Source organism: Pseudomonas izuensis, from assembly GCF_002356535.2.
GTDB classification, from domain to species: domain Bacteria; phylum Pseudomonadota; class Gammaproteobacteria; order Pseudomonadales; family Pseudomonadaceae; genus Aquipseudomonas; species Aquipseudomonas izuensis.
On the sequence record NZ_AP017423.2, the window covers coordinates 563,161 to 576,857 of the forward strand.

9 protein-coding genes are annotated in these 13,697 nt (G+C 60.3%); 5 read left to right on the plus strand and 4 right to left on the minus strand.

The genetic code is table 11. From position 1 onward, the window contains the following. The first annotated feature begins 154 nt into the window (after positions 1 to 154). The 4 genes from LAB08_RS02485 (at position 155) to LAB08_RS02500 (ending at position 9,574) form a co-directional block, all read left to right on the plus strand. On the plus strand, positions 155 to 2,458 hold the full coding sequence (locus LAB08_RS02485) for a YgiQ family radical SAM protein (protein WP_096513687.1): 2,304 nt from the start codon (positions 155 to 157) through the stop codon (positions 2,456 to 2,458). Positions 2,459 to 2,833: 375 nt separating this feature from the next. Continuing rightward, the gene (locus LAB08_RS02490) at positions 2,834 to 6,109 is read left to right on the plus strand and encodes a transglutaminase family protein (protein WP_096513686.1); all 3,276 of its coding nucleotides are present in this window, start codon (positions 2,834 to 2,836) and stop codon (positions 6,107 to 6,109) included. A gap of 88 nt (positions 6,110 to 6,197) precedes the next feature. Next, complete coding sequence (locus LAB08_RS02495) at positions 6,198 to 8,684, plus strand: circularly permuted type 2 ATP-grasp protein (protein ID WP_096515584.1); 2,487 nt, start codon at positions 6,198 to 6,200, stop codon at positions 8,682 to 8,684. Continuing rightward, complete coding sequence (locus LAB08_RS02500; protein ID WP_096513685.1) at positions 8,684 to 9,574, plus strand: transglutaminase family protein; 891 nt, start codon at positions 8,684 to 8,686, stop codon at positions 9,572 to 9,574. The genes LAB08_RS02495 and LAB08_RS02500 overlap by 1 nt, the downstream gene beginning before the upstream one ends. A 224-nt stretch (positions 9,575 to 9,798) precedes the next feature. Here LAB08_RS02500 and LAB08_RS02505 read toward each other — a convergent pair whose 3' ends face one another. Next, complete coding sequence (locus LAB08_RS02505) at positions 9,799 to 9,978, minus strand: hypothetical protein (RefSeq protein ID WP_095192115.1); 180 nt, start codon at positions 9,976 to 9,978, stop codon at positions 9,799 to 9,801. Positions 9,979 to 10,046: 68 nt separating this feature from the next. Then, entirely contained in the window at positions 10,047 to 10,634 is a 588-nt protein-coding gene (locus LAB08_RS02510; RefSeq protein ID WP_096513684.1) for a cytokinin riboside 5'-monophosphate phosphoribohydrolase, read from the minus strand. 344 nt (positions 10,635 to 10,978) lie between these two features. Here LAB08_RS02510 and azu point away from each other — a divergent pair, with 344 nt between their 5' ends. Then, positions 10,979 to 11,425: an azurin gene (azu, locus tag LAB08_RS02515; protein WP_096513683.1), complete on the plus strand. Its 447-nt coding sequence runs from the start codon at positions 10,979 to 10,981 to the stop codon at positions 11,423 to 11,425. 173 nt (positions 11,426 to 11,598) lie between these two features. On the opposite strand, the gene nadE is transcribed toward azu, so the two are convergent. Then, entirely contained in the window at positions 11,599 to 12,426 is an 828-nt protein-coding gene (gene nadE, locus LAB08_RS02520; RefSeq protein WP_096513682.1) for an NAD(+) synthase, read from the minus strand. A gap of 4 nt (positions 12,427 to 12,430) precedes the next feature. After that, positions 12,431 to 13,654, minus strand: a complete 1,224-nt coding sequence (gene pncB / locus LAB08_RS02525) for a nicotinate phosphoribosyltransferase (RefSeq protein WP_096513681.1) — start codon at positions 13,652 to 13,654, stop codon at positions 12,431 to 12,433. Between the last annotated feature and the right edge of the window lie 43 nt (positions 13,655 to 13,697).

Below are 13,697 nucleotides of genomic sequence, written 5' to 3' on the forward strand. Positions count from 1 at the left end.
CAGACCTCTGTAGGAGCAATGCTTGCTCGCGATGAACGATTACGCGGTATAGCAGACACCCTCTAATTTCCGACCACAGCCGTCGGAATTGGTCAAAATTTGTGCTATATTCCGCGCCCGCGAAATTCAATGAAAGCCAACACCGGTTATCGACATGCAAGCAGCCAAGCCGTTATTTGACTATCCCAAGTACTGGGCCGAATGTTTCGGGCCAGCGCCATTCCTGCCAATGAGCAGGGAGGAGATGGATCAGCTCGGCTGGGATTCCTGCGACATCATCATCGTCACCGGTGATGCCTACGTCGATCACCCGTCGTTCGGCATGGCGATCATCGGCCGGCTGCTGGAGTCCCAGGGCTTCCGCGTCGGGATCATTGCCCAGCCGAACTGGCAGTCCAAAGACGATTTCATGAAGCTGGGCGAGCCGAACCTGTTCTTCGGCGTCGCGGCCGGCAACATGGATTCGATGATCAACCGCTACACCGCCGACAAGAAAATCCGTTCCGATGATGCCTACACGCCAGGTGGCCTGGCGGGCAAGCGTCCGGACCGTGCGAGCCTGGTCTACAGCCAGCGCTGCAAGGAAGCCTACAAGCACGTGCCGATCGTACTTGGCGGCATCGAAGCGTCCCTGCGCCGCATCGCCCACTACGATTACTGGCAGGACCGGGTTCGTAATTCGATCCTGATCGACGCCAGCGCCGACATCCTGCTCTACGGCAACGCCGAGCGTGCCATTGTCGAAGTCGCCCAGCGCCTGTCCTACGGTCACAAGATCGAAGACATCACCGATGTGCGCGGCACCGCGTTCATCCGCCGCGACACGCCGAAAGACTGGTACGAAGTCGATTCCACGCGCATCGACCGTCCGGGCAAGATCGACAAGATCATCAACCCGTACGTGAATACCCAGGACACTCAAGCCTGCGCCATCGAGCAGGAAAAGGGTCCGGTCGAGGATCCGCAAGAAGCCAAGGTCGTGCAGATTCTTGCCAGTCCGAAGATGACCCGCGACAAGACCGTGATCCGTCTGCCATCGGTTGAAAAAGTCCGTGGCGACGCCGTTCTGTATGCCCACGCCAACCGCGTGTTGCACCTGGAAACCAACCCCGGCAACGCCCGTGCGCTGGTGCAGAAACACGGCGAAGTGGACGTCTGGTTCAACCCGCCACCGATTCCGATGACCACCGAAGAAATGGACTACGTGTTCGGCATGCCTTATCAGCGCATTCCGCACCCGGCGTACGGCAAGGAGAAAATCCCGGCCTACGAGATGATCCGTTTCTCGGTGAACATCATGCGTGGCTGTTTCGGCGGTTGCACCTTCTGCTCGATCACCGAGCACGAAGGCCGCATCATCCAGAACCGTTCCGAAGAGTCGATCATTCGCGAGATCGAAGAAATTCGCGACAAGGTCCCAGGGTTTACCGGCGTCATTTCCGACCTCGGCGGCCCGACCGCGAACATGTACCGCATCGCCTGCAAGAGCCCGGAAATCGAATCCGCGTGCCGCAAGCCGTCCTGCGTGTTCCCTGGCATCTGTCCGAACCTGAACACCGACCACTCGTCGCTGATCCAGTTGTATCGAAGCGCCCGTGCCTTGCCGGGTGTGAAGAAGATCCTGATCGCTTCCGGCCTGCGCTACGACCTTGCAGTCGAGTCGCCGGAATACGTCAAGGAACTGGTGACCCACCACGTCGGTGGCTACCTGAAGATCGCCCCGGAACACACCGAGGAAGGTCCGCTCAACCAGATGATGAAACCGGGCATTGGCAGCTATGACAAGTTCAAGCGCATGTTCGAGAAGTACTCCAAGGAAGCCGGGAAAGAGCAGTACCTGATTCCGTACTTCATCGCCGCCCACCCGGGCACCACCGACGAAGACATGATGAACCTGGCCCTGTGGCTCAAGGGCAACGGCTTCCGTGCCGACCAGGTGCAGGCGTTCTACCCGTCGCCGATGGCCACCGCTACCGCGATGTACCACTCGGGCAAGAACCCGCTGCGCAAGGTCACCTACAAGAGTGACGCGGTGACCATCGTCAAGAGCGAAGAGCAGCGTCGTCTGCACAAGGCGTTCTTGCGTTATCACGACCCGAAAGGCTGGCCGATGCTGCGTGAGGCACTGACCCGCATGGGCCGCGCCGACCTGATCGGGCCGGGGAAGAACCAGTTGATTCCGCTGCACCAGCCGTCCACCGACAGCTACCAGAGTGCCCGTCGCAAGAACTCGACGCCGGCCGGCAGCCACAAGGTGGCAGGGGAAAAGACCACCAAGATCCTCACCCAGCACACTGGCCTGCCACCGCGCGCCAGCGATGGCGGTAATCCGTGGGACAAACGTGAACAGGCCAAGGCTGCGGCATTCGCCCGCAACCAGCAGGCCGCCAAGGAGCGCAAGGAAGCGGCCAAGGGCAAGGGGCCCAAGCCTGCGCGCAAGCCGGTCGTACCGCGCTAAGCCTCGCTTGAGCTGAACAGAACGCCAACCTTCGGGTTGGCGTTTTGCATTTCAGGCTTTAAAGGTTTGCTAGGGCGACTGGCCTCATCGCGAGCAGGCTCGCTCCCACAGGGGCCATTGTCGATTACAAGTTTCGCGAACGACTCGAACAAACTGTGGGAGCGAGCCTGCTCGCGATGAGGCCGGTGCAGGCGCTGCAAGTCAGGCTGGCAGTCTCGGCCGCCACAAATCCGTGCAACTCTCTCCAACCATTTTCCTGCATCGCCCGATTTTGGTGCTGTACTGCCTCCAGTAACCGGAGAAAGCGCCAGCACCGCTGGATGGCATAAGTCTTGCGCGCTTTCGAATACGCTTAAGGCTCGCAGGAGGCACGCCGTGTCGATTCATGTCGCATTGCACCATGTCACGCATTACCGCTATGACCGCGCCGTCGAGCTCGGTCCGCAGATCGTTCGCCTGCGCCCGGCCGCCCACAGCCGCACGCGGATACTGTCCTATGCGTTGAAAGTCTCGCCCGAGCAGCATTTCATCAACTGGCAACAAGACCCGCAGGGCAATTACCTGGCGCGGTTGGTGTTCCCGGAGAAAACCGATGAGTTGCGCATCGAAGTCGATCTGCTGGCAGAAATGGCGATCTTCAATCCCTTCGATTTTTTCCTCGAACCCTACGCAGAAAAAATCCCGTTCGACTACGCTGCGGACGAGCGCAAGGAGTTGGCGCCGTACCTGGAAACCTTGCCCCTGACGCCGAAGTTCAAGGCCTATCTGGACAACATTGGCCGTACGCCTCTGCCCGCCGTGGATTTCCTCGTCGCCCTCAACCAGCGCCTGAGCGAAGACGTCGACTACCTGATTCGCATGGAGCCGGGGGTGCAAACCCCCGAATACACGCTCGAACAGGCCTCCGGTTCGTGCCGCGATTCTGCGTGGCTGCTGGTGCAACTCCTGCGCAACCTCGGGCTGGCCGCTCGCTTTGTCTCGGGCTACCTGATCCAGTTGACCGCCGATGTGAAAAGTCTCGATGGCCCTTCAGGCACTGAAGTGGATTTCACCGACCTGCACGCCTGGTGCGAGGTGTACTTGCCCGGTGCGGGCTGGATCGGTCTGGATGCAACCTCCGGGCTGTTTGCGGGTGAAGGGCATATCCCATTGGCCTGTAGTCCAGATCCGTCTTCCGCGGCACCGATCAGTGGCCTGGTGGAACCGTGCGAGTGCGAATTCAGCCATGAAATGTCGGTGGAGCGGATTTGGGAGGCGCCACGGGTCACAAAGCCCTACACCGAAGAGCAGTGGCTGGCGATTCAGGCCTTGGGGCGACAGATCGACGCCGATCTGCTGGAAGGTGACGTTCGCTTGACCATGGGCGGTGAGCCGACCTTCGTCTCCATTGATGACCCGGACGGCGCCGAGTGGAATACGGCGGCACTGGGACCAAACAAGCGTCGGCTGTCCGCCGAACTGTTCCAGCGCATGCGTAAACGCTACGCGCCTCAGGGGTTGGTGCATTTCGGTCAGGGCAAGTGGTATCCCGGTGAGCAATTGCCGCGCTGGTCGCTCAATTGCTATTGGCGTCGCGACGGTGTGCCGATCTGGCATAACAACGCGTTGATCGCCGACGAACAGCAAGACTACGGCGCCAATGGCGAATTGGCCGGGCGCTTCCTGGCGAGTGTGGCCGAACGCCTGAAAATTCCGACACGCTTTGTGTTTCCGGCCTACGAAGACAATTTCTATTACCTCTGGCGCGAAGGCACTTTACCGCAGAACGTCACCGCCGAAGACTCGCGTCTTGACGAGCCGCTGGAACGCGCGCGGTTGCGCAAAGTCTTCAGTCAGGGACTGGACAAGGTCATCGGCCAGGTACTGCCGCTGGCGCGCACCGCCAAGGGCGACCAGTGGCAAAGCGGGCGCTGGTATCTGCGCGACGAACATTGCCGTCTGGTGCCGGGGGATTCCCCGTTGGGCTATCGCCTGCCCCTCGGTTCGCAGCCTTGGGTGAAAGCGGCAGAGTACCCGTTCATTCATACGCAGGACCCGAATCAGGTGTTTGCGTCGCTACCCGACACCGCGCAGTTGAACAGCCATGGTGAGCCTGCCGAGGCGCAAGAGCGCACGCCGAAAATCGACGAGTCCGCCGACTGGCTGACGCGTACGGCGTTCTGCGCCGAGGCGCGGGAAGGCCGGTTGTACCTGTTCATGCCACCGCTGGAGCGGGTCGAGGATTACCTGGAGCTGGTGGCCGCCATCGAAGCCACTGCCGAGGAATTGCATTGCCCGGTGCTACTGGAAGGTTATGAACCTCCGAACGATCCGCGTTTGTGCAACTTTCGCATCACCCCAGATCCCGGTGTGATCGAGGTCAACGTGCAGCCGTCCGCGACTTGGGATGAATTGGTCGAGCGCACTGAATTTCTCTACGAAGAAGCACGACAGACTCGCCTCACCACCGAGAAATTCATGATCGATGGCCGACACACTGGCACCGGAGGTGGTAACCATTTCGTACTGGGTGGCGCGACACCGGCTGACTCACCTTTTCTGCGTCGCCCGGATTTGCTACGCAGTCTGATCAGCTACTGGCATAACCACCCGTCACTGTCCTACCTGTTTTCCGGATTGTTCATCGGCCCGACATCGCAAGCGCCTCGTGTCGATGAGGCGCGCAACGATGCTTTATACGAGCTGGAAGTCGCCTTTGCGCAGATGCCGGAACCGGGCGAGGAGTGCGCGCCGTGGCTGGTTGACCGACTGTTGCGTAACCTGCTGATCGACGTCACTGGTAACACGCACCGTGCGGAATTCTGCATCGACAAACTGTATTCACCAGACGGCGCGACGGGGCGCCTCGGTTTGCTCGAGTTGCGTGCTTTTGAAATGCCACCCCATGCGCGCATGAGCCTGGCCCAACAATTACTGCTGCGAGCGTTAGTCGCACGGTTCTGGCGCGAACCTTACGCACCGCCAAAACTGGCGCGCTGGGGCACAGAGCTGCATGACCGGTTCTTGTTGCCGCACTTTATCGAGCAGGATTTTGCCGACGTCATCGTCGACCTCAATGCCGCCGGTTATCCGCTACGGGCCGAATGGTTTGCGGCGCATCTGGAGTTCCGCTTTCCCAAGGTCGGCGACTACGCCGTCAGTGGCATCGCCCTTGAGTTGCGCCAGGCACTCGAACCGTGGCATGTGCTGGGCGAGGAGGGCGCGGTCGGTGGTACGGTGCGCTATGTGGATTCATCCCTGGAACGCCTGCAGGTCAAGCTCACCGGTCTGCCGCCCCAGCGTTATGTGCTGACCTGCAACGGCATCCCGGTACCATTGCAGCCTACCGGGCGTGTAGGTGAATTCGTCGCAGGCGTGCGATTCCGCGCCTGGCAACCGGCGAACTGTCTGCACCCGACCATCCCGGTCCATGCGCCACTGGTGTTCGATCTGCTCGACACCTGGATGGAGCGGTCGCTGGGCGGTTGCCAGTATCACGTCGCACACCCGGGCGGGCGCAACTACGAGACCTTGCCGGTCAATGCCAATGAAGCCGAGAGCCGGCGCATGGCGCGTTTCTTCCGCATCGGACACACGCCGGGGAAACTTCCCATACCGACTCTGGAAATCAATGACGAGCTGCCGATGACACTCGATTTACGACGTTTCTAAACCGTACGCGACGCCCGGGTCTTTCGTCTATCCGGGCGTCATGAGCCTGCGTTAGTCTGACCGCTCCATGCTGTCTGCCGAGCTTTCCATGCCTGACTTGCTAGACCGCTACCCGCTGACGGCGGGCACCTATCACGAACTGCTCGATGACAGCGGGGCGGTACGTCCGCACTGGCGCCGATTGTTCGACCAATTGCAGCGCAGCACGCCAGCGCAACTGGCGCAGCGTCAGGCACTGCTCACCCGGCAGATTCAGGAAAACGGCGTCACCTATAACGTTTACGCGGATCCCAAGGGCGCCGATCGGCCATGGGAACTGGACCTGCTACCCCATGTGATTGCCGCTGACGAGTGGCAACAGCTGTCGGCGGGCATCGCCCAGCGCGCCCGATTGCTCAATGCCGTGCTGGCCGACCTGTACGGGCCGCAACGCCTGATTGCCGAAGGATTGCTGCCGGCCGAACTGGTGTTCGGCCACAACAACTTTCTCTGGCCCTGCCAGGGCATCAAACCGCCTGACGGCGCCTTTCTGCATCTGTATGCCGTGGATCTGGCGCGCACCCCCGATGGCCGTTGGTGGGTTACGGCGGACCGGACTCAAGCGCCGTCCGGTGCAGGCTATGCCCTGGAAAACCGCACCATCGTGTCCCGGGCGTTCCCCGAGTTGTACCGCGATCTGAAAGTGCAGCATCTGGCCGGCTTCTTCCGCACGCTTCAGGAAACCCTGTCCCGCCAGGCGCCCAGCGATGAAGAGGTGCCATTGGTTGTGTTGTTGACGCCGGGACGGTTCAACGAGAGTTATTTCGAACACCTGTACCTTGCTCGCCAACTCGGTTATCCGCTGGTCGAAGGCGGCGACCTGACAGTGCGCGATGCCACGGTTTACCTGAAAACCCTGAGTGGCCTGCGCCGGGTGCACGCGATCATGCGCCGTCTCGACGACGATTTCTGTGACCCGCTGGAGCTGCGTACCGATTCGGCATTGGGCGTACCGGGCTTGCTTGAAGCCGTGCGACAAGGGCGGGTCCTGGTGGCCAATGCCCTCGGCAGTGGCGTGCTCGAATCCCCAGGCTTGCTGGGTTTTCTGCCGAAGATCAGTCAGTTCCTGTTCGGTGAAGACCTGATTCTGCCGTCCATCGCCACCTGGTGGTGCGGCGAAGCTCCGGTGCTCGCGCAGGCGTTGGAGAAACTGCCGGAGTTGCTGATCAAACCGGCGTTCCCGTCCCAGAGTTTTACCCCGGTCTTTGGCCGTGACTTGAGTGAAAAACAGCGCCATCAGCTTGTCGAGCGCATGCAGGCACGGCCTTACGCTTATGTTGCGCAAGAATTGGCGCAGTTGTCCCAGGCGCCAATCTGGCAGGCCGATGGAGGTCAGTTACAACCCCGGGCCATCGGTCTGCGCGTGTATGCGGTGGCCAGCCGCGAGGGTTATCGGGTATTGCCCGGCGGATTGACCCGGGTGGCCGCCGAGGCCGATGCCGAAGTGGTGTCGATGCAGCGTGGCGGTGCGAGCAAGGACACCTGGGTACTGGGCGATCGCCCGCCCAGCGGCGAACAATGGAAAACCCAGCGCAATATCGGCGTGCATGATCTGGTGCGACGCGATCCCTATCTGCCGTCACGGGTGGTGGAAAACCTGTTCTGGTTCGGTCGTTACTGCGAGCGTTGCGATGACAGTGCGCGATTGTTGCGCATCATGCTGGCGCGATACGTGGACGGCGATGACCCGCAGGCCCTGCAGGCGGCCGTCGATCTTGGTGAACGGCTGATGCTGTTGCCCGATGAAGGTGAGCTGCCGGAGCGTTTGCTGGCAGCAATACTCGGCGATGATTGGCCGTTCAGCCTGCGTTCCAACCTGCAGCGGTTGCAGTGGGCGGCTTCGCAGGTGCGCGGCAAGCTCTCGCGGGAAAACTGGCAGGCGCTGGTGGAGTTGCAGCGCGAAGCCATGGAACTGGAAACCGATGAGCCGGACTTCGGCGAGCTGCTGGATTTTCTCAACCGTCTGGTGATGTCCCTGGCGGCGTTGTCCGGTTTTGCATTGGACGACATGACCCGGGACGAAGGCTGGCGCTTCCTGATGATCGGTCGGCGAATCGAGCGCCTGCAATTTCTCAGTGGCAGCCTGGCGGCGTTTTTGCGTGGCGCCGGGGCGTTCGATCAGGCCGGTCTCGAATGGTTGCTGGAGCTGGGCAACAGCAGCATCACCTACCGTTCGCGTTATCTGGCGGTGGCGCAGTTGATCCCGGTGCTCGACCTGTTGTTGCTCGATGAGCAGAACCCTCACGCCGTGCTGTTTCAATTGAAACTGGTGAACCGTACCCTCAAGCGCCTGAACGACGACTTTGCTGCCCCGCGAGAAGCGGGGCTGGCGCAATGGGTGGAGCGACTGGCGTGTTTCGATCTGGGTTGTCTGGAGAACCCGCTGTTCGGTGAGGCCAGCGTACGCGCGGCGCTCGAAGGGCTGGCCGACCTATTGCAAGAAATCGCCGATGCCAGCGGGCACGTGTCCGATCGCCTGGCCTTGCGTCATTTTGCCCATGTCGATGATGTCAGCCAGCGCACGGTGTCCGTCTGATGAATGCGCGATACCAGATTTTCCACGACACCCACTATCACTACGATAGCCCTGTGTCCCTGGCCCAGCAACTGGCGCACCTGTGGCCGCGGGTCTGCGGTTGGCAGCGTTGTACCGAGCAGCAGTTGCAGATCAGTCCGGACCCGACGTCGCGCCGTGATGAACTGGATGTTTTCGGTAACCCGCTGACCCGACTGGCGTTCGAGCGCCCTCATGATGAATTGCTGGTCAACGCCAGCCTCACGATAGAAGTGCTGCCCCGGCCTGCGCTGGATTTCAATCTGTCGCCAGCCTGGGAGGAAACCCGCAACGCGCTGACTTACAGCAGCCAGCCACTTTCGCCTGAGTTGCTCGAAGCTTGCCGTTATCGGTTTCAATCGCCCTACGTGCACTTGAAGCGCAATTTCGTCGAGTTTTCAGACAGCTGCTTTCCGGCAGGCCGTCCGCTGCTGCGGGGTGTGCAGGCACTGATGGAGAAAATCTTCAGCGAATTCACCTTCGACGCCGAAGCGACCCAGGTGGCAACGCCGCTGGTGGAAGTGCTGGAGCGTCGGCGCGGGGTCTGTCAGGACTTCGCCCACCTGATGCTTGCTTGCGTGCGATCCCGGGGCCTGGCCGCCCGCTACATCAGCGGCTATTTGCTGACTCAGCCACCACCCGGGCAGCCACGCCTGATTGGCGCCGATGCTTCCCATGCCTGGGTGTCGGTGTATTGCCCTGTGCTGGGTTGGGTAGATTTCGATCCGACCAACAACGTGCAGCCGGCACTGGAGCACATTACCTTGGCCTGGGGGCGGGATTTTTCTGATGTGTCGCCGCTGCGCGGGGTGATTCTGGGGGGCGGCAATCATGTCCCCGAAGTTCGCGTCACCGTCATGCCACTGGATTAGCGGTGAACCCCTGTGGGAGCGAGCCTGCTCGCGAAAGTGGTCCGTCAGTCACGGAAAGGATTGGATGTGCTGCCGTCTTCGCGAGCAGGCTCGCTCCCACAAAGGGATATCAGGTATTTTCTGGAAAGGTATTTCAGATCGACCTGTGAGGGCCGGCAGCAAGGCTGCCAACCCTGGACACAGATCCGGTGGGCCTGAAATTGAATCATCCGGCCCGGAGGGTCTCAGGCGTCGGGCGCCTGGTCTTTCGGTGCTTCAACATCATCTTCTGTCGCGACGTCACCGTCAGGGTTCAGTGTCGCGTCTTCAGCCATCGCTTTCTTGCGCTGAAGCTTTTCCTCTTTCTTCTGCTCCTTGGCCAAGTCACGCTGACGTTTGGCGAAGGAATAATTGGGTTTAGCCATGGGCGATCCTCTGGGGTCGAAGGTGAGGTTGAGCGGCGCGTATTCTGCCCTGTATCGGTGCCGAGTCGTTAGTCGGGTTTTTGCTCGACCCACTTTGGCGGTACGGTCGGTTGCCAGCTATCGAGGGCGTCGAGCAGCGTCTGTGGCGATTCGCTCATTTGCAGCATGTCACGGTGTGCCCCGCGAACGAAGCCTTCGCCGACGATGTGATCGAGAAAACCGGTGAGTTTGCTGTAGAAACCGTTCACTTCCAGCAATCCCAGCGGTTTGCCGTGGTAGCCCAATTGGCCCCAGGTCCAGACTTCAAACAGTTCTTCCAGCGTGCCCAAGCCGCCGGGCAGGGCGATGAAGGCATCGCTGAGTTCGGCCATTCGCGCCTTGCGTGCATGCATGCCGTCGACCACTTCCAGGCGAGTCAGGCCGCTGTGGCCGATTTCCTTGTCCTTGAGGCTTTGCGGAATGATGCCGATCACTTCACCGCCGGCTGCCAGGGCGGCGTCGGCCACGATGCCCATCAGGCCTACGGCACCGCCGCCATAGACCAGCGTCAGCTTGCGCTCGGCCAATGCCCGGCCGAGGGCCACGGCTGCTTCGCGATAAGCCGGGTGGGTGCCGGTGCTGGCACCACAAAATACACATACGGATGCTAAAGACATGCCTTCCTCCATGGTCGATCAGGACCACAGAGTAAAGGCAGGCGCGCAACGCTCCAAGGGCTAAACTTCCCGCTTGGACGTTTCGTACGTACCACTGGCGCCGCAGGCATAGGCGGCAAGCAAGCTGCACAACAGGCTATTGAGGGACATGTCAGACGCTCCATTAAGTAATGATGGATCGATCATAGGCCCGGGCCAGACGCTTGGCTGGTAGATTGTTTCGATCAGTGTCATAGCCCAAAAGTTGTATACAATTTTTGATTCAAGTCATATGAACTTGCGAAGTTTTCAGGCAGTCTTCTGTCCATTCGCATTTTTCACTAACCCTGCCTTGGAGATTCACCATGTTTGCCAAACTTGTTGCGGTATCCCTGTTGACGCTGGCCAGCAGCCAATTGATGGCTGCGGAGTGCAAAGTCACCGTTGACTCCACAGACCAAATGTCCTTCAACACCAAGGCCATTGAAATCGACAAGAGCTGCAAGACGTTCACCGTCGAACTGACCCACTCCGGCAGCTTGCCGAAGAACGTCATGGGCCATAACTGGGTGCTGAGCAAAGAAGCCGACATGCAGCCAATCGCCACCGACGGCCTGAGTGCCGGTATCGACAAGAACTACTTGAAAGAAGGCGATGCTCGCATCATCGCGCACACCAAGGTCATCGGCGCCAACGAAACCGACTCGGTGACCTTCGATGTGTCGAAGCTTGATGCTGCCGAGAAATATGGCTTCTTCTGCTCGTTCCCGGGCCACATCTCGATGATGAAAGGCACTGTGACCCTGAAGTAAGCAGGCTCACCGCGTTATCGTTCTTCGCGAGCAGGCTCGCTCCCACAGATTTAGCGCCGTCAATGTGGGAGCGAGCCTGCTCGCGAAGGGGCCATCAGCATCAATCAATGCAATGGTCAAAGAAAAGCCCGCTGAGAATCACTCCTCAGCGGGCTTTTTCATTCGCTCACGCCTCAAGGCGTAAACGGCATCACACGCTTGTGGTGGGTCTTGTTGTACGTGTTGCAAATGATCTTGAACGCTTCCTCTCGCACCGGGTTGCCGTGCAGGAAGGCGTCGATCTCGGCGTAGGTGACGCCGTGGGACGCTTCGTCCGGTTTGCCGGGAGACAGGTCTTCAAGGTCGGCGGTCGGGACTTTTTCCACCAGCGATTCCGGCGCGCCGAAACTGCGGGCAATGGCGCGGACCTGGTTTTTCACCAGGCCGCTGAGCGGTGCCAGGTCGCAAGCGCCATCACCGAACTTGGTGAAGAAACCCATCACCGCTTCAGCGGCGTGGTCGGTGCCGATCACCAGCCCGTGGGCCGCACCGGCGATGGTGTACTGGGCGACCATGCGCATCCGCGCCTTGGTGTTGCCGAGCACGAAATCCACCGAGACCGCATGCTTGCCTTCGAACGCCGCCACTTCGTTGGCCAGCGACTTGACCGCCGGACCGATATTCACCGTGTGACGTTCGTCCGGCTTGATGAAATCCACCGACGCCTGGGCATCGTGTTCATCGAACTGGGTCTCGTACGGCAGGCGCACAGCGATGAATTTGTAGCTGTCGTCACCCGTGCGCTCACGCAGTTCGCGCATGGCACGCTGGGCCAGCAGGCCGGCGGTCAGGGAATCGACGCCACCGCTGATGCCCAGCACCAGGGTCTTGAGCCCGGAATTGACCAGGCAGTCCTGAATGAAGGTAATCCGCCGGGCGACCTCTGCCTCGAGGGCGGCCTCATCGGCAAACGGCGGTTGGACCTTGAGCTGCTCAGCAATCTCACGCTGTACGGCTTGCATGAATTTACTCCTTGCCAGGTTGGCTTGATGGGGCAGGTACTTGGAAAACGTGTCGCAAATAGGCGACGAAATTCGGGTCTTTGCAGTGAGTCTTGCCAGGCTCGTCGGAGATCTTCGCCACCGGCGCACCGTTGCAGGCGGTCATTTTAAGCACGATGCTCATCGGTTCGACACCCGGAATGTCACAGGTCAGGTTGGTGCCGATGCCGAAACTCACATTGATCCGACCCCGCAGCGCCCGGAATATTTCCAGGGCTTTGGGCAGGGTCAGGCTGTCAGAGAAGGTCAGCGTCTTGCTCATCGGATCGATGCCGAGCTTGTGATAGTGCGCGATGGCTTTTTCCGCCCACAGCACTGGATCACCGGAGTCATGGCGCAGACCGTCGAAGAGCTTGGCGAAAAACAGGTCGAAATCGCCGAGGAAGGCATCGATGGTGATGCAATCGGTCAGGGCGATTCCCAGCAGGCCGCGATATTCGCGGACCCAGCAGTCGAGGGCGGCGATCTGGCTGTCGATCAGCCGTGGACCGAGTTGCTGATGAGCCATGATCCACTCGTGGGCCATGGTGCCCAGCGGTTTCATGTCCAGTTCCCGGGACAGGTGCACGTTGCTGGTGCCGACGAAGCGCCCAGGGAAATCGTGCTTGAGCACGTTCACCACTTCTTCCTGCACGCGGTACGAGAAACGACGGCGGGTACCAAAATCGGCGACCTGCAACTCTGATAGTTCGTCGGCCGAGGCGTTGGCAGTCAGCCAGTCAAACTTGCGATACAGCTGTTCGCGGGCCTGTTCCAGGACGATTTCCCGGTAGCGATAGCGGTTACGCACTTCGCTGACGATCGCCAGTATCGGCACTTCGAACAGGATCACGTGCAACCAGGGGCCCCGCAGGCGGATAAACAAATCACCGTTTTCGATGCCGGTGTGGATGTAGCGCAGGTTGAAGCGGAACAGCCCGAGAAAGCGCAGGAAGTCCGGCTTCAGGAAGGTGATGCGCTCCAGAAAGCTCAACTGGTCCGCACTCAGGCTCAACTCGGCCAGGCGCTCGATCTGGAAACGGATCTCCGCCAGGTACGGACGCAAATCCTCGCTGTTGCGGCAACGAAACTCCCATTCGACTTCCACGTTCGGGTAGTTGTGCAGCACCGCCTGCATCATCGTCAGTTTGTAGAAGTCGGTGTCGAGCAGGTTCTGCACGATGCGATCGGCAAACACACTCTCGCTCATAACGGGAATCTCCGGCGTTGCAGCGGTATTGATCAATGGCGCT